Annotated in this window: 18 protein-coding genes; 7 read left to right on the top strand and 11 right to left on the bottom strand. The window is 61.2% G+C overall.

Features of this window, described 5'->3' with window-relative positions; all coding sequences use genetic code 11:
- Positions 1-25: 25 nt before the first annotated feature.
- From ACKLNA_RS04225 to ACKLNA_RS04190, 8 genes are all read right to left on the bottom strand, one after another.
- Positions 26-961 (bottom strand): sugar kinase, encoded by a 936-nt coding sequence (locus tag ACKLNA_RS04225; protein WP_408984963.1) that lies wholly within the window; start codon positions 959-961, stop codon positions 26-28.
- On the bottom strand, positions 961-2181 hold the full coding sequence (locus tag ACKLNA_RS04220; RefSeq protein WP_408984962.1) for an amino acid deaminase: 1221 nt from the start codon (positions 2179-2181) through the stop codon (positions 961-963). The genes ACKLNA_RS04225 and ACKLNA_RS04220 overlap by 1 nt, the downstream gene beginning before the upstream one ends.
- A gap of 39 nt (positions 2182-2220) precedes the next feature.
- Complete coding sequence (locus tag ACKLNA_RS04215; protein WP_248740732.1) at positions 2221-2985, bottom strand: IclR family transcriptional regulator; 765 nt, start codon at positions 2983-2985, stop codon at positions 2221-2223.
- Positions 2986-3063: 78 nt separating this feature from the next.
- Positions 3064-3453, bottom strand: coding sequence for a RidA family protein (locus tag ACKLNA_RS04210; protein WP_007912330.1), 390 nt, complete (start codon positions 3451-3453; stop codon positions 3064-3066).
- 31 nt (positions 3454-3484) lie between these two features.
- Positions 3485-4282, bottom strand: coding sequence for an amino acid ABC transporter ATP-binding protein (locus tag ACKLNA_RS04205; RefSeq protein WP_134020291.1), 798 nt, complete (start codon positions 4280-4282; stop codon positions 3485-3487).
- The gene (locus ACKLNA_RS04200; RefSeq protein WP_065260531.1) at positions 4279-4941 is read right to left on the bottom strand and encodes an amino acid ABC transporter permease; all 663 of its coding nucleotides are present in this window, start codon (positions 4939-4941) and stop codon (positions 4279-4281) included. The genes ACKLNA_RS04205 and ACKLNA_RS04200 overlap by 4 nt, the downstream gene beginning before the upstream one ends.
- Before the next feature lie 9 nt (positions 4942-4950).
- Positions 4951-5613, bottom strand: a complete 663-nt coding sequence (locus ACKLNA_RS04195; RefSeq protein ID WP_059405928.1) for an amino acid ABC transporter permease — start codon at positions 5611-5613, stop codon at positions 4951-4953.
- Between the two features lie 51 nt (positions 5614-5664).
- A complete protein-coding gene (locus ACKLNA_RS04190) occupies positions 5665-6513 on the bottom strand; it encodes a transporter substrate-binding domain-containing protein (protein ID WP_248740609.1) in 849 nt (282 codons plus the stop codon).
- Positions 6514-6851: 338 nt separating this feature from the next.
- Here ACKLNA_RS04190 and ACKLNA_RS04185 point away from each other — a divergent pair, with 338 nt between their 5' ends.
- The 6 genes from ACKLNA_RS04185 to ACKLNA_RS04160 all read left to right on the top strand — a co-directional run bounded on the left by ACKLNA_RS04185 (position 6852) and on the right by ACKLNA_RS04160 (position 15878).
- On the top strand, positions 6852-7283 hold the full coding sequence (locus ACKLNA_RS04185) for a thioredoxin family protein (protein WP_408984961.1): 432 nt from the start codon (positions 6852-6854) through the stop codon (positions 7281-7283).
- Between the two features lie 176 nt (positions 7284-7459).
- The gene (gene wecB, locus ACKLNA_RS04180; protein ID WP_408984960.1) at positions 7460-8614 is read left to right on the top strand and encodes a non-hydrolyzing UDP-N-acetylglucosamine 2-epimerase; all 1155 of its coding nucleotides are present in this window, start codon (positions 7460-7462) and stop codon (positions 8612-8614) included.
- Complete coding sequence (gene nrfB / locus ACKLNA_RS04175) at positions 8611-10785, top strand: cyclic di-3',5'-guanylate-activated glycosyltransferase NrfB (protein ID WP_408984959.1); 2175 nt, start codon at positions 8611-8613, stop codon at positions 10783-10785. The genes wecB and nrfB overlap by 4 nt, the downstream gene beginning before the upstream one ends.
- Positions 10782-13940 (top strand): NfrA family protein, encoded by a 3159-nt coding sequence (locus ACKLNA_RS04170; RefSeq protein WP_408984958.1) that lies wholly within the window; start codon positions 10782-10784, stop codon positions 13938-13940. The genes nrfB and ACKLNA_RS04170 overlap by 4 nt, the downstream gene beginning before the upstream one ends.
- Positions 13940-14818, top strand: a complete 879-nt coding sequence (locus ACKLNA_RS04165) for a DUF4434 family protein (RefSeq protein WP_408984957.1) — start codon at positions 13940-13942, stop codon at positions 14816-14818. Before ACKLNA_RS04170 ends, ACKLNA_RS04165 begins: the two co-directional genes overlap by 1 nt.
- Positions 14802-15878: a diguanylate cyclase domain-containing protein gene (locus ACKLNA_RS04160; protein WP_408984956.1), complete on the top strand. Its 1077-nt coding sequence runs from the start codon at positions 14802-14804 to the stop codon at positions 15876-15878. The genes ACKLNA_RS04165 and ACKLNA_RS04160 overlap by 17 nt, the downstream gene beginning before the upstream one ends.
- A 5-nt stretch (positions 15879-15883) precedes the next feature.
- On the opposite strand, the gene ACKLNA_RS04155 is transcribed toward ACKLNA_RS04160, so the two are convergent.
- Positions 15884-17440 carry a TerC family protein gene (locus ACKLNA_RS04155; RefSeq protein ID WP_408984955.1) on the bottom strand — a complete coding sequence of 519 codons (1557 nt, stop codon included), beginning with the start codon at positions 17438-17440 and terminating at the stop codon, positions 15884-15886.
- 295 nt (positions 17441-17735) lie between these two features.
- Positions 17736-18146, bottom strand: coding sequence for a MerR family transcriptional regulator (locus ACKLNA_RS04150; RefSeq protein WP_408984954.1), 411 nt, complete (start codon positions 18144-18146; stop codon positions 17736-17738).
- 79 nt (positions 18147-18225) lie between these two features.
- Between ACKLNA_RS04150 and ACKLNA_RS04145 the strand changes: the two genes are divergently transcribed.
- Entirely contained in the window at positions 18226-19449 is a 1224-nt protein-coding gene (locus ACKLNA_RS04145) for an NADH:flavin oxidoreductase/NADH oxidase family protein (RefSeq protein WP_408984953.1), read from the top strand.
- 3 nt (positions 19450-19452) lie between these two features.
- Here the strand turns inward: ACKLNA_RS04145 and ACKLNA_RS04140 are convergent, their stop codons facing one another.
- The gene (locus ACKLNA_RS04140; protein WP_408984952.1) at positions 19453-21096 is read right to left on the bottom strand and encodes a phospholipase D-like domain-containing protein; all 1644 of its coding nucleotides are present in this window, start codon (positions 21094-21096) and stop codon (positions 19453-19455) included.
- Positions 21097-21133 lie beyond the last annotated feature (37 nt).

Raw genomic sequence — 21133 nt, 5'->3', positions numbered from 1 at the left:
TTCGGCAGCGCCTTCAGGAAACGGGTCAATCCCTGGGGATCAGCGCCCCCGGCACCTGAATCACCCGACTCGCCAACCAATGCCCCGCCTCCGCCGCCTGCACAGGGCTTGCGCCCGACAAGCGACTCGCCAGATACGCCGCACTGAACGAATCCCCCGCCGCCGTGGTGTCCACCACCTTCACGACCTTCTGTGCCGGCACTTCGAACGCTTCCCCGTCGCAACGGATCAGACAGGCTTCAGCACCGCGCTTGAGCACTACCTCCGGCGTGCCGATCTGCGCGTACGCCTCAAACACCGCGTCACAGTCTTCGAAATGGAACAGCGCCTGCTCGTCATCCACCGTCAGCAATGCCAGATCGACATGGGGCAACACGCTGCGATACGCCGCCCGCGCCTCTTCCACCGAGGCCCATAGCCGTGGCCGGTAATTGTTGTCGAAAACGATCCGCGCATCGCGCTGGCGGGCTTCGATCAAGGTCTCGATCAGCTTTTCCCGCCCCTGCGCACCGAGTACGGCCAGGGTGATTCCGCTGAAATACAGCACGTCGTAATCCGGCAGCGCTGCCAGAATCGGCACGGCCGCCGGGGTCGTGAAACAGTCGCGAACGGCCGCCTCGTTGCGCCAGTACAGAAAGCGCCGCTCCCCGGCAGCGTCGGTCTGGATGCAATACAGGCCCGGCAGACGACCGGGCAAGCGCTGGACAAGATCCAGGCCAATGTTTTCATCAGCCCAACTGCGGCACATGGCGTCACTGAAGCTGTCATCACCCAGCGCAGTAACGTAGTCCACCTGCGCCTTGTCGCCCATGGCGCGGGACAGATAGACCGCCGTGTTCAGCGTGTCGCCGCCGAAGCTCTGTTGCAGGCTGCCGTCGGCACGCTGCTGAAGCTCGATCATGCATTCGCCGATCAAGGCGATGCGCGGGGTGTTCGGACCCAAAGGGCTGAGCGTGTTCATCAGAAGCAGGTTTCCATGGTTTCGATCACCGACAACTGCTCATCCACCAGCAGCCCCACGCGCCACTTGTCGAAGGTCAGGCACGGGTGCGAAGTACCGAAGGAAATGATGTCGCCGACGCGCAATTCCACGCCCGGCGCCACGGTCATGAACGCGTGTTGATCCATCACCGCCGTCACCTTGCAGGCACCGACATCCTCGCCCACCGCCGGCACCACGCCGGCCTTGTAACGCATCAACGGCACCGGCATCCCTGCATCGAACGCCACGTCACGCTTGCCCAGGGCAATCACCGCGAACCCCGGCTCCGGCATTGACTGCACATGCGCCCAGACTTCCAGCGCCGGGCGCAGGCCCTCATGCAGATCGCTGCGACGGTCGAGCACGCAGCACTGGGCTTCCTTATAGATGCCATGGTCGTGAGCCACGTAGCTGCCGGGACGCAACACGCTGAGGAAACGCCCGCCAGCGTTCTGCGCTTCGAACGATTCGGCGATCAGGTCGTACCAGGCCGAACCCGACGCGGTGATGATCGGTTTGGCGATGGCGAACGCGCCGCTGTTCTGCAACTGCACCGCCAGACGCACCAGCGAGGCGGCGAATTCACGGATGCCGCTGACAGCGTGATCGCCATGGATCACGCCTTCGTAACCTTCGATACCGGTCAGCGCCAGCGCCGGTTGCGCGCCGATGGCCTTGGCCAGTTCGATGACTTCCTGCTCAGTCCGGCAACCGCAACGGCCGCCGACCACGCCGTATTCGATCATCACGTTCAGGCGCACACCGCGTGACGCGAAGTAGGCGCCCAGATCGGCGACGTTGTCCGGGTGATCGACCATGCAATAGAAATCGAAGCCCGAATCGGCCGTCAACAGATCGGCAATCAACGCCATGTTCGGCGTGCCGACCAGTTGGTTGGCCATCAACACCCGGCGCACGCCGTGGGCGTAAGCAGCACGGGTCTGGGTCGCACTGGCCAGGGTGATACCCCAGGCGCCGGCGTCGAGCTGACGACGAAACAATGCCGGGGTCATGCTGGTCTTGCCGTGGGGCGCGAGTTCGGCGCCGCTGTCGCTGACAAACTTTTGCATCCAGCGGATGTTGTGCTCCAGCGCTTCGCGGTGCAGCACCAGCGCCGGCAGGCTGATGTCACGCACCAGTTGCGCGCCGATGGCGGCATCACCCTTTTCCACGGCAGCAGTGTTGTTGGCAGTCGTCATGGTCGAACTCCTCACAGTCGCGTCCGCTGGCGGGCGCAGTTATTCGTTGATACGCCGGGCGAGGCTGTTGGCGCTCTCGATCAGAACCCGGCGATAGTCGTTGTAGTTGGTCTTGGCATCGGCGCGCGGGGCGACGATGCACAGGGTGCAGATGGCCACGCCGCTCGGGTCTTTGACCGGCGCGGCGAAGCAATGGGTAAAGGTGTCGGCGACACTGTCGAACGAGAAGAAACCGTCGATGCCGGCCTGACGGATTTCCTTGAGAAACGTCTCCATCGGCAGGCGTTCGCCATCCGGCAGGATGAAGTCGTCGGGGTCGATCAGGTCGCTGATCGCCTGGTCACTCAAATGCGCCAGCAGCAGGCGCCCGGACGCGGTCCACGGAATCGGCGCGTTCTCACCGATATCGGAGGAAATGCGGAAATGCCGCTCGCCCTCCTTCATCAGCGCCACCGTGTATTTGCGCCCGTTGAGCAGGCACATCTGCGCGGTTTCCCGGGTCTGGCTGACGATCTCCTGCAAGGCGTGATCGGCCTCGCGACTGAGGTCGAAGTGCCGCAGATGCGCCTGACCGAGGAAGTACAACTGACGACCGAGATAGACGTGACCGTCCTTGCCCACCGGCTCGAGAATCCGCCGTTCGAGCAAGGACGCCACCAGTTCGTAGACCGTGGATTTCGGGCTGCCGATGCCATTGGCGATGTCGTTAGGGCGCAGTGGCTGGCCGATCTCCTTGAGGAAATCGAGGATATCGAACGCCCGGTCCAGACCACGTGCCCGGCGCTTGATGGTGTCTTCGGTCATTTCAGTGGTTCCCATTCAAAGTGCCGGGAGTTTATCGCGAAAGATCGCTCCCACGCTCTGCGCGGGAACGGTCAACACTCAAGCCTTTTTCTTGTACGCGATGCAATCGATCTCGACCTTGCAGTCGACCATCATGCTCGCCTGCACACAGGCCCGGGCCGGTGCGTGTTCGGGCTTGAAGTACTCGCCGAAGACCTTGTTGAAACTGCTGAAATCCCGCGGGTCGTCCAGCCACACCCCGGCACGGACCACGTCTTCAAGGCCATAACCGGCCTCTTCGAGAATCGCGATCAGGTTCTTCATGGTCTGGTGCGTCTGCTCGACGATGCCACCGACAATGATCTCGCCATCCACCGCCGGCACCTGGCCGGAAACGTGCAGCCAGCCATCGGCCTCGACTGCGCGGGCGAATGGACGTGGCTGGCCGCCAGCGGCGGTGCTGCCGGTGCCGTAACGCGTAATGCTCATGGATGTGTCTCCTGATTGAAAAAGTGAAAAGTCAGAACCGCGTGCTTTTGAGAAATTCCGCCAGCCGCGGCGATTGCGGACGCTCGAAGAGTTCCTTGGGTGGCCCCTGCTCTTCGATGCGCCCCTGATTCATGAAAACGATCTTGTCCGAGACCTCGAACGCAAAACGCATTTCGTGGGTCACCAGCAACATGGTCATGCCGTCCTCGGCCAGGCCCTTGATCACGTTCAGCACTTCACCGACCAGTTCCGGGTCGAGGGCCGAGGTGACTTCGTCGAACAGCATCAGGCTCGGGTTCATCGCAATCGCCCGGGCAATCGCCACGCGCTGTTGCTGACCGCCGGACAACTGGCCGGGAAAGTGATTGCGCCGCTCCAGCAGGCCGACCCGCTCCAGCCATTTCTCGGCCAGGACCACCGCTTCGTCCTTGTGCATCTTTTTCACCTTGAGCAAACCCAGGGTGACGTTCTGCAACGCGGTGAGGTGCGGGAACAGATTGAATTGCTGGAACGCCATGCCGGTCATCGCCCGATGCCGCGCAATGACTTTTTCCGGGTGGCGCACGCGTTTGCCGTTGAGTTCGTCATAACCGATGGATTCGCCGTCGAGCAGGATCTGCCCGCCCTGGAATTCCTCCAGCATATTCACGCAGCGCAGCAGCGTGGTCTTGCCCGAGCCGCTGGAACCGATCAGCGTCACCACGTTGCCGCGCTGCATGCTCAGGTCGACACCCTTGAGCACTTCGACCGCGCCGTACTGTTTGTGCAGGCCACGGATGTCCAGCAGGGGCTGAGCGTTCTGGACGTTGGAAACTTGAGCTTGAGTCATGGCAGGGCCACCCGCTTTTCAATGTGCCGGCCGAGTAATTCGATGCCGTAGTTGATGACGAAGAACAGAAAACCGGCGAACAGATAAAACTCCAGGGTCATGAACGTCCGGGCGATGATCTGCTGGGTGCTGAGCAACAGCTCGGCCACGCCGATCACCGATAGCAAGGTCGAAGCCTTGACGATTTCCGTGGACGAGTTGACCCAGGTCGGCAGGATCTGCCGCAACGCCTGAGGCAACAGCACGTAGCCGAGGGACTGATAGAACGTCAGGCCGATGGCCTTGCTCGCTTCCATCTGTCCGCGCGGCAAGGCCTGCAACGCACCGCGCACGATCTCGGCCACGTGGGAGCCGCAAAACAGCGTCAGACCCAGGGCACCCGCCTGAAACGCGCTGATCTGCCAACCGAGCGCCGGCGCCATGTAGAAGCAGGCCAGCACCAGCACGAACACCGGGGTGCCGCGAATCAGATCGACATAAAAGCGGAACGGCGCGCGCATCCAGAACTTGCCGTAGGTCAGTACCAGCCCGGCGAATACGCCGATGACCGTACCGAACAGAATGGCCAGCGCCGACACCTGCACACTGGTCAGAAAGCCTTGCCACAGGGCTTCGCGGGCAATCCACAACTCATGCAACCAACTGGGGGATTCGTACATCGCAGCCTCCTATCGGCGGATTGCCAGACGCTGCTCGAGGTAACGCAGCAGCATGGCAATGAGGTAACAGGCCGCGACATACAACGCCGTGGTCACCAGCCAGGTTTCGATCACCCGGTAGCTTTCGACGTTGATCTTGCGTGCGTAATAGGTCAGCTCCGGCACCGCAATCGCGGCGGCCAGCGAGGTGTCCTTGAACAGCGAAATGAAGTTGTTCGACAGCGCCGGCAGCACGTTGCGCAACATCACCGGCACGGTGACGTATGCCTTCACCTGCCACTCGCCCAGACCGATGGCGAGCCCAGCTTCGCGCTGGCCCTTGGGGATGCTCAACAAACCACCCCGGAACACTTCGGTCAGATACGCCCCGGCATACAGCGACAATGTGATGATGAACGACGGAATCTTGTCCAGCCGGATCCCCAGGCTCGGCAACGCAAAGTAGATCAACAGAATCAACACCAGGATCGGCGTGTTACGGATCACCGTCACATACACCGATGCCAGCACCCGCAAGGCGCGATGTTTCGACAGCAAGGCAAACGCCATCAGCAGGCCGATCACGCAGCCGATGGCGATCGACACCAGCGCCAGTTCGAGGCCCAGACCGAGCCCCGCCAGCAAGGTGTCGAAATCGCGCCACACGGCGGCAAAGTTCAACTGATAGTTCATGGTTGGCAGTACCTTGAGCGGGGCGCATCAGGGCGCCCCACTCTCACGGGATCATTTGAATTCGACAGGGAAACCGATGGCGGGCGATGGCAGATCAACGCCGAACCATTGCTTGAACGATGCCGCGTAGGTCGGGAATTCGACGCCGGTCATGGCTTCATGCAGCGTGGTGTTGACGAAGTTCAGCCAGTCCTGATCGCCACGTTTGACGGCGCAGGCGTAGGTCTGCGGACTCCAGGCGTAAGTCGGGCTGCGGTAGCGGCCTGGGTTCTGCACCATCAGGTATTTGACCGAAGACTGGTCGGTGGCGGCGGCATCGGCGCGACCGGAGTTCACCGCCTGATACATCAGATCGACGCTGTCGTACTGATCGACCTTGGCCTTGGGCAGCGCCTGGTGCACCAGCTCTTCGGCGTACACGTTCTGCAGCACGGCCACGGTCACGCTGTCGCCAGCGGCTTGCAGGTCTTCGATTTCCTTGTACTTGCTGTTGTTCGGCAGCAGCAGGCCGACGCCTTCGCGGTAATACGGCAGGGTGAACGCCACTTGCTGCGCACGGCTGGCGGTGACGGTGATGAACTGGCAGCTCATGTCGACCTTGTCGGTCAGCAGGTTGGGAATCCGCGCATCGGATGACTGAACCACGAACTCGACCTTGTTCGGGTCGTTGAACAGACCTTTGGCCACCATCCTGGCGATGTCGATATCAAAGCCCTGCAACTTGCCATCCGCGCCCTGAAAGTGCCATGGCGCGTTGGTGCTGCCGGTGCCCACGATCAGTTTTCCACGGGCTAGGACGCTGTCGAGCTTGCTGTCGGCCGCCTGGGCCATGCCCACGACAGCGGACGAAGCCGCGAGAACAAAAACACACGCTTTGAACAAGGATGGTCGGCGATGCATGGCAAGCACTCCAGAGGATTGTTTATTCCGCTATACCGGAACTCGGTTTGTTACTACGGAATAGACAGCAGAAAGTGTGCCACGGGACTCGAGGGGAATCAGCAATGGATTTAAATTTGTTTTGAATCAAAGGGATAAAAAGAATGGTGAAGCCTGTGTTACGCGAGGTGTCGTTACGCTGCGCTACCGTTGGCTACACACGACGAGTACTCGGGCCACATATCGGTGCGCGGTGCACAAAAAAAGTGTTCGACACCTGTCAACTCTGACAGTAGCGGCAACCGCATCATTCGCCTTACCGTCAGCGTCATCCGGAACCGATGAACAGGTAAGTCTCCATGCGCTCGACATCCGAATACTCGACCCTGGCGCCGGCCTATCGCAAAGCCTTGAAAACCAGACGGCTGGTGGCTTTGTATTTCTACAGCGAACATTGCCCCGCCTGCCATTGGGCCAGCCCGGTATTCCGACAGATTGCCGAAGGTTTCAAACCTTGGGCCGACAGTTACATGCTCGATTTCGACAATTCACCAAGACACACACGCATCACTGGCTTCCCGGCGATCCTGTTCTACAAGGACGGAAAACTGCTGGAGCATTTGAAAGGAATAGGCGATGAGGAAATGTTGGAGCAATCCTTTGTTCGTTACATTGGAAAGATCAAACCGGCACCCGTTAAGCGCAAGCCAAAACATGACACAGCCTGGCTTTACCAGACTCTGCGAAATCTCTGCACCCTTCCCCGCACCTCTCCACGGAACTTTTCCTGAAAGTGCCACCTAAGAGCCATCAGGTAATGGCACTTTCGTTCCAATTGATCTGCAACAACTAGCCTCGAGGCCGGATTGGACAAGCTCCCATCCGGCTGCTTTTCTTTATTTCTCAGAAAGAGATAGGTGCTGCTGGCTACCCGGCCACGGCCTTGCTTCGTCCCAGGAGGGGTCTAATGTCCTTTAACGTCATGATGGTTTTCGGTACTCGCCCGGAGGCCATCAAAATGGCCCCGTTGGCCCGGGTTCTGCGTCAGTGGCCCGACATCAAACTCAACATCTGCTCGACCGGCCAGCATCGCGAGATGCTCAAGCAGGTCCTCGACGCGTTCGAACTGACGGTCGATGAAGACCTGCAAGTCATGACCCAGGGCCAGACCCTCAACGGTCTCTCGCAACACTTGCTTGCACAACTCGATCAGGCCTACGAACGGGTCAAACCGGACATCGTGCTGGTCCACGGCGACACCACCACCAGCTTCATCGCCGCCCTCGCCGCCTTCAATCGCCAGTTGCCAATCGGCCACGTCGAGGCAGGCTTGCGTACCGGCAACCTGCGCGCGCCCTGGCCGGAAGAAGCCAACCGGCGCCTGACCGGCGTCATCGCCGACCTGCACTTTCCGCCGACCGGCAAGGCCGAGGCCAATCTGCTGCGCGAAGGCGTGCCGCAGGGCAACATCGAAATCACCGGCAATACCGTGATCGATGCGCTGCTGTGGATGCGCACGCACCAGCAGCAAAGCCAGTGGCGGCCGGCGGCCGATTCCCCCTTGTCAGTGCTCGACGACAGCCGTCGCATGGTGCTGATCACCGGCCATCGTCGGGAGAATCTCGGCGACGGTTTCCAGAACATCTGCCAGGCCCTGGCCGATCTCGCCCTGCGCTACCCGGATGTGCAATTCGTCTACCCGGTGCACCTCAACCCGCAGGTGCAGAGTGCGGTGTACGGCATGCTCGCCGACAAACCCAACATCTATCTGGTCGCCCCTCAGGATTACCCGAACTTCGTCTGGCTGATGGGCCGTGCGCACTTCATCCTGACCGACTCCGGCGGCGTCCAGGAAGAAGCGCCGGCCATCGGCAAACCGCTGCTGGTATTGCGTGACGTTACCGAACGCCCTTCCGTACTCGAGGGCGGCACGGTGTTACTGGTGGGCACCGACACCGTGAAGATCGTCAAGGAAGCCAGCCAGTTGCTGGATGACGAAACAACCTACCAACGCATGAGCCGCGTCCACAGTCCGTACGGTGACGGCCACGCCAGTGAACGCATCGCCAAACGCCTCCACGCCTGGCTGAGCGCACGCTCGGCGGCGGGTAACGGCGTATGAGTCTGGGTTGGGTCGACTTCTTTGCGTATGTGCTGTTTGGTCTGAAGTATGTGGCGATCATCCTCGCCCTGCTGATGTTCATCCTTGGCCTCGATGACCTGTTCATCGACCTCGTGTACTGGAGCCGCAAGTTCATCCGGCGCTGGCGGATCTACGAGAAATTCAAGCGAGCCGACGAGGAACGCCTGTACTCGATTCCCGAGAAGCCGCTGGCGATCATGGTGCCGGCGTGGAACGAAGTTGGCGTGGTCGGCGAGATGGCACGCCTTGCCGCCTCGACCATCGACTATGAGAACTATCAGATTTTCGTCGGCACCTACCCCAACGACGCCGAGACCCAGGCCGATGTCGACGCGGTCTGCCAGCACTACCCCAACGTACACAAAGTGGTGTGCGCCCGACCGGGCCCGACCAGCAAGGCCGACTGCCTGAACAACATCATCGACGCGATCCTGCGCTTCGAGAGCGAGGCGAAAATCCAGTTCGCCGGGTTCATCCTGCACGATGCCGAAGACGTGATTTCGCCGATGGAATTGCGCCTCTACAACTACCTGCTGCCGAACAAGGACCTGATCCAGATTCCGGTCTACCCCTACGCACCAGAATGGAAGGGTTTCACTGCCGGCCACTACGTCGATGAGTTCGCCGAAAACCACGGCAAGGACGTCATCGTGCGCGAGGCCCTCACCGGCCAGGTGCCGAGTGCCGGGGTCGGCACGTGCTTCAGCCGTAAAGCCATCAGCGCCCTGCTGGAAGACGGCGACGGCATTGCCTTCGATGTGCAGAGTCTCACCGAAGACTACGACATCGGTTTCCGCCTCAAGCAGAAAGGCATGAAATGCATCTTCGCCCGCTACTCGGTCAGCGATCCGAAACTGGCGCTGGAACAACCCTGGGTGTTCGGGATGAACCGCGAGTTCTCTCAGGTGATCTGCGTACGTGAACATTTCCCACGGGACTTGCAGCACGCGATCCGGCAGAAATCACGGTGGATCGTCGGCATCGTGTTCCAGGGCACCAAAAACCTCGGCTGGAGCCGCAAGGGTCTGCTCAATTACTTCCTGTGGCGTGACCGTCGCGGATTGATCGCATACTTGCTGAGCTTTCTGGTCAACCTGCTGTTCCTCGTGCTGCTGGCGATGTGGGCGGTCACGGTGATTTCCCCGGACTCGTGGCGCTATCCGTCGATCCTTGCCGACAGTTCGTTGCTTTCGGTGCTGCTGTGGCTCAACGGGCTGATGCTGTTCAACCGTCTGTTCCAGCGTGGCTGGTTCGTCACCCGCTATTACGGACTGGTCGAAGGGCTGTTGTCGGCGCCGCGCATGATGTGGAGCAACTTCGTCAACTTCTTCGCCAACCTGCGCGCCCTGCGCCAGGTGATGGAGATGGGCGACTCGCGGCGCGTGGCCTGGGACAAAACCACCCACGAATTCCCGGCACTGACCAAGGCACAACGTACCCCGCTCGGCCATCGACTGGTGGAAAAAGGCTTGCTGACCGAAGAGCAACTGGAAGCGGCGATCACCAGCCCGGTGCGCCGGCGTCTTGGGCGCGAATTGCTGCTTCGCGAATACATCGACAGCACACAGCTGGTACAAGCCTTGGCCGAACAGCTGGATCTGGAATGGGCACCGCTCAACCCGTTCAAGCTCGACAAGCGCCTGATCGATGCCGTGCCACGCCGGGTCGCGTCGCACTACGGCGTGCTGCCGGTGGCCGAAGATGGCGACACCCTGATCCTGACCTCCGAAGGCCCGGTCAGTCAGGTCTCGCTCGGCGCCATCAGCCGACAATTGAAGCGCCCGGTGCGTAGCCGACTGGCACCCCAGGGCCGCGTCACATTGGGGATTCGCTACTGGTACGCGAGTCCCCGCCAGAATGAGGAAGTGCGTCATATGCTCGAAGTGCTTGAGCGCCATCAGGACGATGAAGCCTTGCTGGAGCGGGTCAGCCGCCATCAGGTGCTGCTGGGCAATCTGTTGCAGGTACGCGGCATGGTGCCGCCGACTCTTTTCAATCAGGCGCTGATCGACTTTGACGCCGAACAGATGTCCCTTGGCGAACACCTGATTTCCCGGGGCATGATTACCCAGGAAGTCCTGGAACAGGCCCTGGCCGATCAGGCCAGCGAGCAGCAAGCCGCCTACCGCATTGTCCGGGAGGTCGCATGAAGCCTGTGCATCGTCACACCTTGCTGATGGGCAGCCTGCTGCTGGGCCTGAGCGCTGCGTACCCGCTACAGGCTGCGCCGCTGAGCGACTTCGAACAGTTCCGCAGCTATCCCTACATGGACCGCAGTTATCGCGAAGCAAAAAAGGGCAACTGGAAAGAAGTCGAGCGACTGATGCGCCACTTGCTGGAAAAGGTCCCGAAAAACGACGAGGCCCGGGCACTGCTGGTTGAATCGCTGGCCAAACAACGCCGTTACAAAGACGCGATGCAAGCGTTGCCGGCCAACAGCGACGCCCTCCTCGACCTGCGCCTGACCTGGATCGAACAGGATCCCCCCACCAGCACTCAGGTTGAAAGCTGGATGGCCACCAGCAGCCTGAATGACCGCGTACGCCTGTGGCAGGCTTATAGCCTGAGCCTGGCCAAGTTCGGCGGCGCGGCCAAGGCCCACGACTGGCTCGCTCAACTGTCGCCCAAGGGTGATGACAATATCCTGCGTCTGGCACGGGCCAACTGGTCGGAGCAATTGCGCGACTGGAGCGGCACCATCGACCAGCTCGCACCGCTCGCTGCCCGCAAACAGCTGGATGCCGAAGGCTGGCAACGTCTGGCCAATGCCTACGTCCAGCGCCTGGACGAAAAACCGCTGCAACAACTGTTGCAACAGGCCCCGAGCCCCGAGGCTGCGCGCAAAGTCCGCCTGGCAATGGTCGACCGCGCCATTGCCATGGGCCACGAGCAACAGGCGCAACGCTGGATTCAGTCGTTGCCGGACTCCGATCTGGCCGATCCCGCACAACGTCAGCGCCTGTGGGAACTGGCGCGCAAGACCGAAGACGTGCCGACCGTGCAGCGTTTGAGCAACGACCTGCAGCGTCCTTGCCTGGAGACCGCCGAATGGCTGTCGCGCCAGGATCCGGAAGCAGCGCTCAAGCAATTTCGCGGTTGCACGCCGGACGACGACCCGCAAACCTGGCTGATACTCGCCCAACGCCTGCAAGCCACTGACCTGCTGCAAACCACCCGGCTGCCGCAGCCCTGGGACAGCCGCCGTCAGGAGCAATTGTTGAATGTCTGGCAGGATCAGGGGCGCGGTGACAAAGTCGATGCCTGGCTGGCCGGCCAGACGCAGACCGCCGACATCGTCAAGCGTCGGGCCGAACTGTCGCAGCGCATGGGACGCATGACCGAAGCGCAGACGTTGTGGGAGCTTCACTACCGGCAGACCGGCAACCTGAATTCGCTGAATCAGGCCACTTATCTGGCAGTAAACAATGGTGATCGCGCACAGGCGCAACAGTTGCTGGAAACCGCGTTCGACCGCCATCAAGGACGCTTGCCGGCCACAGCGCTGCAACGTCTGGCCGGTCTGTATTCGGCTTCGAAAACCACAACACCGGAACAACAACGACGCATGGTTTTGTTGCTCACCCATGTGGATGGCGCCACCCGTGGTCAGTTACTCGCGCAACTTGCAGAAAACGGCCAGTGCGATGCCGTTCAGCAAGCCATCGGCAACCACCCGCAGGTCGCAGGCGATTACCGAGCCCTCGGACGTTGCGCGATGCCGGAGCGGCCGGGTGAGGCTGTCGTGTATTACCAGCAAGCGGAAAAACTCGGTGACCGCAGCGGCCGGCTGCCGCTGGCCTACGCCCTCGAAGCCGCTGGCGATTCCGCTGGTGCGCTGGCCATCTGGCGCAGCATTCCCGCAACAGAACTGAGCGACAACGCCCGCCTTACCGCCAGCCGCAGTGCGTTGAATGCCGGTGATAGCCAGGCCGCTGAAGGTTACTGGCAGCAAAGCACGACGCGGGGCGCCAATGAGTGGGCCCTCGGTGCAGCCATCGCCGATGCCCGTGGCGATCATGTCCAGGCACTTGAACGTCAGCGCAAAGCCTTGCAACAAGCACCGGACGCCGGGCATTTCTACGCCGCGTCGGTCACCGCGCAAAAGGCGGGGGACTTGCCGCAAAGCACCGCATGGCTGGCCGAGGCCGTACGCCGCGCCCCGAACAACCCGCGTTACCGCGCCGACTACGGCATGCGCCTGGCCGGCGCCGAAACCCGCGAAGAACGCGCCACCGCGATCCCCTATCTGCAACAGGCCACCCGTGACTTCCCTGAGGATTACCGACTCGGTGAAACCCTGGCCTGGCGCTATGACGAAGTGGAAGACAGCGCCTCGGCCCGCAAGGAACTGCGCCGGGTGATCGATCTGGAACAGAACCCGGTGGCCGCCGACGACGAGGATGGCAGCATGGAAGCGCGCCGCTACCGTCAGCGCCGTGCCCATGAAACCCTCTCCCGCCGCGACAGCCGGACGATTGCCAGCACCTGGTCACCGGCCGGAGTTTCCACCAATGACTTCGTGCGCCCGGACGAGAGCAAAGGTTCGAACCGCCGCGCCGACTCGCAAAACGTACAACTGGCGATGTGGGATCACGCCCTCGGCGATGAACCGAGCCGCGCCGGCAGTACGCTGTCGGTGTATGGCCGGGTGCTGCTCGGTGGACAAGGTCGCTCCAGTTACGCCGAGTCCCTCGCCGCCGGTGTCGGTCTGCGCTACAAGCCGTGGGGCACGCAGAACATCAACTTCTACGGTGAGATCTACAAACAGAGCCAGTTCAACGATGACGACAACCACAGCCTGAGCCTCGGCCAGATGCTTGTGCCGGAAAAACTGCTGGATCAGATCAATGATCATCGCCAGGACGGCCATACCACCACCGACTACCTGTTGCGTGCTACGGCCTCGTTCCTCGATCAGGGCAAGTACCGCAACGACTGGCGCGTCGACGAAAACGACTGGGACGAACGCTTCCTCTACCTCGATGCCGCCTGGTGGACCAAGGCCGGCGATCACCAGTGGCTGTCGCGATTCCAGCAGGGGCATGCGTGGAAGCTGCCGAACAGCGGCGCCCAGACGATCATGCCTTACGGCTTCCTCGAATTTGCCAGCCAGGACCCGAGCAACGACTGGCGCCAGGATCTGCGCACCGGTGTCGGTCTGCGCTGGCAATGGTGGTACGACGAAGACCGCTACAACGCCTACCGTTCGAAACTGACGGTACGCACCGAATATCAACAGTCGCTGGGCGGCAATCTGTATGAAGGCGGCAACGGTGTGCTGCTGGGCGTGGAGTGGAATTTCTGATGGCTCGATGGATGTTGTTTTTCTGCCTGCTGATGGGCGCCACTCTCGCACGGGCCGATGAGCGGGTGTTCTATCAGCCGCTGAATGTCGACGCCGGCCTGACCCAGGCGCAGTGGCAGAAAGTCTGGCAGGAAACGGCCCGGCAAGGCACGCGAACCGTGATTGTGCAGTGGACCGCGTACGGCGACTCGGACTTTGGCGGCGCCAATGGCTGGCTCGCCAACAGCCTGAAACTCGCCCGACAGCAAGGCCTGCAACTGGTGCTCGGGCTGTCGATGGACCCGGCGTACTACAAACGCATCGACGAACTGGACAGCGCCGGCCTCGGTGCCTACTGGCAAGCGCAACTGGGACAATCGCTGGCACAGCAACAGAAGCTGCGCCAGGAGTGGAAGCTGCCGGTCAGCGGCTGGTATCTGCCGCTGGAGCTGGATGACTTGCACTTTCTGGCGTCGGATCGACGGGCAACGCTCCAGCGTCAGTTGAAAGACTTCGCAGCAAAACTGGACGCACCGCTGCATGTCAGTGCCTTCAGTGCCGGCAAGCTGGCCCCGACAGTCAATGCCCAATGGCTGGGGGATCTGACGGCGGCCGGCGCACAGGTCTGGTGGCAGGACGGTGCGGGTACCGGGCGCTTGCCAGTGCTGGTGCGCAACGGCTATGCCAGCGCACTGCCCTGCTCCGTCGGCATCGTGCGTGAAGCGTTCCGCCAGGTCAGCCGTGAAGGCGAGGCTTTCCGCGCCGAGCCGGCAACTCCGGATGCCACCTCCACCGGCTGTCATCAAACTGCCGTGTTCTCCCTGCGATACCGGCCGTGGGGACAGGTGATTCTCGACAATCAGCGCAAGCATCCGGGCAGCAATGTACAAAACCATTGAAGACGAAGTCCTGAAGCGAACCGCACCCGCCGAGTTGTGGGACGAGTTCATCCAGCATGAGTTCGAGCGGCTGCATTCGTTCTGCCTGCTGATCTACCTGGCCAGCATGGGCATCTGGCTGGCCTTCGACTTGATCGTCAGTTTTCTCGGCGATCAGGGTTTTACCTGGCGCTCGATGGTATTCATCGCCGCGTTCGCCGTGCTCGCCGTGGTGTTGATGTTCACGCGCAAGGCCCGTCATTTCGACTGGCTTAACCTGACCTTCGTGTTCCTCATCACCCTGGGCATACGGTTGGTGATCGACGGTTTGCCGCCGACGTTTCACGGCATCTGGCTGGTGCTCGCTGCCGCCACCACGCTTTACAGCGCCTCCGTGCTGCCACTCAGTCGCTGGTCATTCTTCGCTGCGCAGGTCGTCACCTGGCTGATACTCAACCCCTTCATGGGCACCGGTATCGGCCTGCTGGAACTCAAAGGCGTCATGACCATCGCCTACAGCGTGTTTCTCTGTGCGCTGACGATCTACACGTTTTTGAAGCTGCGCGAGACCAAGCTCTACAACTACATCATGTCCAAGCTGTTGCTGGATCAGGCCTACAACGACACCCTGACGGAAATCCCCAACCGCCGCTCGTTCATGACCCGCGCCGAAAAAAGCCTGCAAACAGCGCCTCGCGAGCACGACCATTACCTGGCGATGATCGACATCGACAACTTCAAGAAAGTGAATGATGTGTACGGCCACGACATCGGCGATGAAGTGCTCAAGCGGATCGCAGCCGACATCAAAGCGGTAATGGCACCGTTCGAATACGCGCGACTGGGTGGCGAGGAGTTTGCGATTTATCTGGCGGGCGTACGCCGCGAGGACGTCGAGACATTGGCCGGTGAGTTGTGCCGGGTGGTGCGTGAGCAAACCACCCGGCATCCGGTGACCATCAGCATCGGTGTGGCCCGGGTCGAAGATGGCGATACCCTCAACCAGGCCCTGATCAAGGCTGACGAAGCGTTGTATGAGTCAAAGCACACCGGGAAAGACCGGTACACCTTTCATCAGTGAGGCCGTCAGGCCTCACGCTTGAGCAACACTCGCGTTACCCGTCGCTCCTCGACCGCCATCACGGTCATCCCCCAACCGGCATGCTCCAGGCGATCGCCCTTCATCGGCAGCCGATCCAGAAGACTCATCACCAACCCGGCGAGGGTCTGGTAATCCTCGGTCGGTTCGGCCGTGAAACCGGTGCGCTGGCGAATCCGCGTCAGGTTCAACGCGCCATTCACCACAAACCCGCCCTGCTCCTCGACCACGTCCGGGCCAGCGATTTCACTGGCGTCCGGCAGCTCGCCGGCAATCGATTCGAGGATGTCGGTCATCGTCAGAACGCCGACAAAATCACCGAACTCGTTTACAACGAACGCAATGTGGGTCGACGCAGCGCGCATCTGCTCGAGAGCGTTGAGGATCGAATAGCTGTCGAGCAGGTTCAGCGTTTTGCGCGCCAGGTGCTCGAGGTTTGGCTCGTTGCCGGCCAGATATTCCTTGAGCAGCTCCTTCTTGTGAACGAAGCCCAAGGGTTCATCCACCGCGCCGTTGCGAATCAGCGGCAGACGCGAATAGGAAGAGTGCATCAGTCGCGTACGAATCGCCGCTGCGTCATCCGCCAGATCAATGTGATCGACATCCGCGCGCACGGTCATCAGGGTGCGGATCGGACGCTCGGCCAGTTGCAGCACGCCGCTGATCATCACCCGTTCGCGACGGTCGAACAGCTCCGCGTTTGGTGCCTCACCATCGTCCAGCAAGTCGGAGATCTCCTCGCCCACCTCTTCCACCGCCAGTTTACGGCCTCCCAGCAAACGCATTACCGCGTGGGCCGTACGCTCACGCATCGGGCGCAAGCCCTGCATCGAGCGCTTGCGACGGGCCCGGGCGATCTGGTTGAACACCTCGATCAGGATCGAGAAACCGATGGCCGCGTACAGATAGCCTTTCGGGATGTGGAAGCCCAGGCCTTCGGCAGTCAGGGCGAAACCGATCATCATCAGGAAGCCCAGACAGAGCATGATCACCGTCGGATGCGCGTTGACGAAACGGGTCAACGGCTTGCTGGCAACGATCATGACGCCAATGGAAACAACCACCGCGATCATCATCACCGCCAGTTCATCGACCATGCCCACGGCCGTAATCACCGCATCCAGGGAGAACACGGCGTCGAGCACGACGATCTGCGCCACGATCGGCCAGAACAACGCGTAAGCGGTGTTGGTCGAGCGTTCGCCGACGTGTCCCTCAAGCCGCTCGTGCAACTCCATGGTCGCCTTGAACAGCAGGAACACACCACCGAACAGCATGATCAGGTCACGGCCGGAGAAGCTCTTGCCGAACACCTCGAATAGCGGTGCCGTGAGGGTAACCAGCCAGGAAATACTCGCCAGCAGGCCAAGACGCATGATCAACGCCAGGCTCAGGCCGATGATTCGTGCGCGGTCGCGCTGATGCGGCGGCAGTTTGTCCGCCAGGATCGCGATAAACACCAGGTTGTCGATACCCAGCACCAGTTCCAGCACGATCAGTGTCAACAAGCCCAGCCATGCCGTGGGATCCGCTAACCATTCCATATTCTGTCTCTATCTCTCTTCAGTGATTTCAGGCTGCCGGGCACGGCAAAGTGCGGCGCGAAAGCTCGAAGGCTGCGCCATCAACGATAGTCGGGAGTCGGAAAACCGGATGCTGCGAGTGCGTCAAGACCGCGCCATGGCGCGAGGGGAACGTGGTTCTTTGAATAGAACTGGGAGGCTCCGAGAGGGTGTTCATGCAAATCCTGAATGAAAAAAGGCCTTGAAGCGTACAGGCTCGGATGACATTTCCCACAGCTGGAAATCATTTCAAAATCTGTACGCCCTCGCCGTCACGTCAGGATTCCGGGTAGATCGTAGCCAGGACCCGTTCGGCATTCGCGCCGCAGCTCATGCCTTCGGGCTTGGATTGAATGCTGTCGATCACCTCCAGCAACCGCGCCTTGCTCTGGGCCAGATGCTGCTGCATGACTTCGATCTGCTCGACCTTGCGCGTCAAGCCCTCCACCAGTTCTTCGTGCTTGAACTCGCCGGTTCCGGCGGCTGGCAGCAACTGCTTGAGTTCTTCAAGGGAAAACCCGGCCTGCTGGGCACTGCGGATGATGTTCAGGGTTTGCAGCACTTGCGGCGGGTAACGCCGATAGCCATTGCCCAGCCGTTCCACTTTCGGAATCAGACCCTGAGCCTCGTAGAAGCGAATGCTGGAAGCGCTCAGCCCGCTCTGTTGTGCCAGTTCACCAATTTTCATTTCAGCCTCGAATTGCCTGCTTGACATTAAAGTTAACTTTAAGCTTAGCCTCTCTCCATCACTGATGAGGAGTCAAGCAATGTCGCCCTTCCAGATTTTGAAACTGCCCAACGGTCAGACCGTCGGCAACCGTATCGCCAAAGCCGCCATGGAAGAAAACCTCGCGGATCGTGACCAGGCACCGTCCCGCGAATTGTTCCGCTTGTATCAGGCCTGGGCCGATGGAGGCGCCGGGTTGCTGCTGACCGGTAACGTCATGATCGATCGCCGCGCCATGACCGGCCCGGGCGGCGTGGTGCTGGAAGACGAGCGGCATCTGGACCGTTTCCGTCAATGGGCCGAAATCGCCCGCAGTGGCGGCGCGCAGGTCTGGGTGCAGCTCAACCACCCCGGCCGCCAGACTTTCGCCAACATGGGCCAGCAAGCGCTGGCGCCGTCAGCAGTGGCGCTGGAAATGGGTTCGTTCTCGAAACTGTTCGCCGAGCCCAAACCGATGACCGAGGACGACATCGAAGATGTCATTCAACGTTTCGCCAGGAGTGCCGCGCTTGCCGAGAAAGCCGGATTCACCGGCATCCAGATCCACGCGGCTCACGGCTATCTGCTCAGCCAGTTTCTGTCGCCGCTGACCAATCGCCGTACCGACCGTTGGGGTGGTTCGCTGGAAAACCGTGCACGTCTGCTGCTGTCGGTGATCGAGGCTGTGCGTCAGGCTGTTTCACCACAGTTTTGCGTGGCAGTGAAGCTCAATTCAGCGGACTTCCAGCGCGGCGGTTTCGATACGGACGACGCTCGTCAGGTGATCGAATGGCTCAACGAGCAGCCGATCGACCTGCTGGAACTGTCCGGCGGCAGCTACGAAGCCCCTGCCATGCAGGGCGAAGCCCGCGACGGACGCACCCTGGCCCGTGAGGCATTTTTTCTGGAAATGGCCAGCGAACTGGCCAGTGTGGCCCGCATGCCGGTGATGGTCACCGGTGGCATCCGGCGCCTGCCCATCGTCGAACAGGTACTCGACAGCGGCATCGACATGGCAGGTATCGCCACCGCGCTGGCCATCGAACCGAGCCTGGTCAAACACTGGCGCGAAGGTCGCCACAGCGAGCCGCAACTGCCGCCGATTCGCTGGAAACGCAAACCGCTGGCCGCGCTGGCGAACATGGCCGTGGTGCGCTTCCAGATGGCGCGCCTGAGCCGGGGCCGCAAGCCGCACCCCGAAGTGTCGGCACTCTGGGCGCTGATTCGCGACCGCTTGTACCTCAGTCGCCGCACCCGCCAGTACCGCCAGGCGATGGATGCTTAAACCCTAGCGCCCGGCAAACCGCAGACGAGACAGCTGGCGCAAATCCCCTTCGACGTAATAGTCGTTGGTCCAGCTGTCATCCGCCGCCAGCGGCTGCACCTGCTTCAAGGCCAGTTTCTTCGCAAAGTAGCGGAAGCGGTAATGCTCGTAGAAGCGCAGCAGTTCCAGGCCATAACGGTCCGCCAGTTCGGTGTCGCCGCGGATGATCAGGAAGTTCTCGTCGTTGCCGTTGCTGGCCGCGGCGCTGAGGTTGTGGCTGCCGCTGATAATCGTCGGGCTGTCACTGGTGAAGTCGGTGACGATGGCTTTGGTGTGCACCAGCAGGTTGCCCTTCTGGCCTTTCATGTTCTCTTTCAGCCAGCCCTCCAGCCCGGTGTTGAGCAGCGCGGTGGCGGCGAACTCGGCCGTGCGGTCGGCGTGGAATCCGGTGATGCGACTGGCAGTGTTCTGCAGGCCGTAACGCAGGATGTCGTCGTGGGGCTGGCCGAGCAGCGCGTTGAGAATGGCATCGGGCAAGGTGAACGCGGTGACGAATAGCACATCTTTCTTCGCCGTATTGATGATGTCGACAAACTCGCGCAGATCGGCAGCACCACTGCGCGGCGAGAACCCGGCAAACAGCGGTTGCGCCGGACTCATCGGGTTGTGCTGGGTGATCCAGTCGCGGGTGGCGCTGACATCTGCCGGCGTCGCCCAGACCTGCTCGAACGTCTGCAGGTAACTGGCCGCGACGGCCATGTCATCCAGCACATGCACGACGTTGGCCTGGCGATACACACCGTTGGCGGTGAAGTTGGTACTGCCGCACAGCACGGCCTGGGGCTGCCGTTCACCGCCAGCGATACGGCTGAGGACGATGAACTTGTCATGGAAAATATCGTGGGTCACACGCCCGCGCTTGTTGGCTTCCGGCAACCTGGCGAGGCTGGCCTCGTTCATCGTGGTGTCTTCATCGCCGGGCTTGGCGTGATACAAAACCCGCACCTGTACGCCGCGATCGAATGCAGCGTTCACCGTGTCGATGATGGCTTGCAACTGATACTCGTAGATCGCGATGTCCAGCGCCCATTCGCCATCGGGCGCACGTTCGATGAAACCCTGCAGGCGTCCGAGCAGGCCGTTCTCCAGCCATTGCCGTGCCGCATCGGGCCAGGCTTCGATGGGCATGTTCTTGTTGGCGCTGATCTGCGCGTCGAGATCGGGAAACTTGCGCTGGAACGCCTGACTGGCGGCCACGGCGCGGTTGAAGATCACGCTTTGATTGGCCGGATGACCATCGTCTGAAGTAATGCTCAGCTCAAGTGACTCCCCGAGCACCGGCGCATCGGCCGTGCCGTAGGCCAGATGTACTCGGTAATGCATGGTCGTCCCGGGATTGACCGCGTAATCGGCCCAGCGAAACTTCTGCAGCGGTGCGATATCACTGGGCGTGGCGTGAAACTGCGGGAAGGTGTGTTCCTTGCCGGGAAAGGTCAGGCTGTTGAACAGGAACTGCCACGGTTTGTCGCCCTGCTGCTTCTCGATGGCAAACCCCAGCAGGCCTTTGCGACGGGGTTCGGCGAGGTCCATCGCCAGCAGCACGCCGTTGGTGCCGGCGTAAGCCTTTACGCGAAAATCGTCCTGAGGATTGGCAACCAGTACGCGCATGATTCACTCCTTGTGATGTGGGCTGGATGCAGCATAG

Source organism: Pseudomonas sp. UV AK001, assembly GCF_046097675.1.
Classification (GTDB): Bacteria; Pseudomonadota; Gammaproteobacteria; order Pseudomonadales; family Pseudomonadaceae; genus Aquipseudomonas; species Aquipseudomonas kribbensis.
The sequence above is the reverse complement of the archived record's forward strand: the minus strand, read 5'-3'. Positions and strand labels throughout refer to the sequence as shown.

What these genes read in the sequence shown, in the direction of transcription:
- ACKLNA_RS04210 (WP_007912330.1), bottom strand. Translation starts at nt 3,453, where the DNA reads ATGAGCATTACGCGTTACGGCACCGGCAGCACCGCCGCTGGCGGCCAG.
- ACKLNA_RS04205 (WP_134020291.1), bottom strand. Translation starts at nt 4,282, where the DNA reads ATGACTCAAGCTCAAGTTTCCAACGTCCAGAACGCTCAGCCCCTGCTG.
- ACKLNA_RS04150 (WP_408984954.1), bottom strand. Translation starts at nt 18,146, where the DNA reads ATGAAAATTGGTGAACTGGCACAACAGAGCGGGCTGAGCGCTTCCAGC.
- ACKLNA_RS04190 (WP_248740609.1), bottom strand. Translation starts at nt 6,513, where the DNA reads ATGCATCGCCGACCATCCTTGTTCAAAGCGTGTGTTTTTGTTCTCGCG.
- ACKLNA_RS04185 (WP_408984961.1), top strand. Translation starts at nt 6,852, where the DNA reads ATGCGCTCGACATCCGAATACTCGACCCTGGCGCCGGCCTATCGCAAA.
- ACKLNA_RS04215 (WP_248740732.1), bottom strand. Translation starts at nt 2,985, where the DNA reads ATGACCGAAGACACCATCAAGCGCCGGGCACGTGGTCTGGACCGGGCG.
- wecB (WP_408984960.1), top strand. Translation starts at nt 7,460, where the DNA reads ATGTCCTTTAACGTCATGATGGTTTTCGGTACTCGCCCGGAGGCCATC.
- ACKLNA_RS04155 (WP_408984955.1), bottom strand. Translation starts at nt 17,440, where the DNA reads ATGGAATGGTTAGCGGATCCCACGGCATGGCTGGGCTTGTTGACACTG.
- nrfB (WP_408984959.1), top strand. Translation starts at nt 8,611, where the DNA reads ATGAGTCTGGGTTGGGTCGACTTCTTTGCGTATGTGCTGTTTGGTCTG.
- ACKLNA_RS04200 (WP_065260531.1), bottom strand. Translation starts at nt 4,941, where the DNA reads ATGTACGAATCCCCCAGTTGGTTGCATGAGTTGTGGATTGCCCGCGAA.
- ACKLNA_RS04225 (WP_408984963.1), bottom strand. Translation starts at nt 961, where the DNA reads ATGAACACGCTCAGCCCTTTGGGTCCGAACACCCCGCGCATCGCCTTG.
- ACKLNA_RS04165 (WP_408984957.1), top strand. Translation starts at nt 13,940, where the DNA reads ATGGCTCGATGGATGTTGTTTTTCTGCCTGCTGATGGGCGCCACTCTC.
- ACKLNA_RS04145 (WP_408984953.1), top strand. Translation starts at nt 18,226, where the DNA reads ATGTCGCCCTTCCAGATTTTGAAACTGCCCAACGGTCAGACCGTCGGC.
- ACKLNA_RS04160 (WP_408984956.1), top strand. Translation starts at nt 14,802, where the DNA reads ATGTACAAAACCATTGAAGACGAAGTCCTGAAGCGAACCGCACCCGCC.
- ACKLNA_RS04195 (WP_059405928.1), bottom strand. Translation starts at nt 5,613, where the DNA reads ATGAACTATCAGTTGAACTTTGCCGCCGTGTGGCGCGATTTCGACACC.
- ACKLNA_RS04170 (WP_408984958.1), top strand. Translation starts at nt 10,782, where the DNA reads ATGAAGCCTGTGCATCGTCACACCTTGCTGATGGGCAGCCTGCTGCTG.
- ACKLNA_RS04220 (WP_408984962.1), bottom strand. Translation starts at nt 2,181, where the DNA reads ATGACGACTGCCAACAACACTGCTGCCGTGGAAAAGGGTGATGCCGCC.
- ACKLNA_RS04140 (WP_408984952.1), bottom strand. Translation starts at nt 21,096, where the DNA reads ATGCGCGTACTGGTTGCCAATCCTCAGGACGATTTTCGCGTAAAGGCT.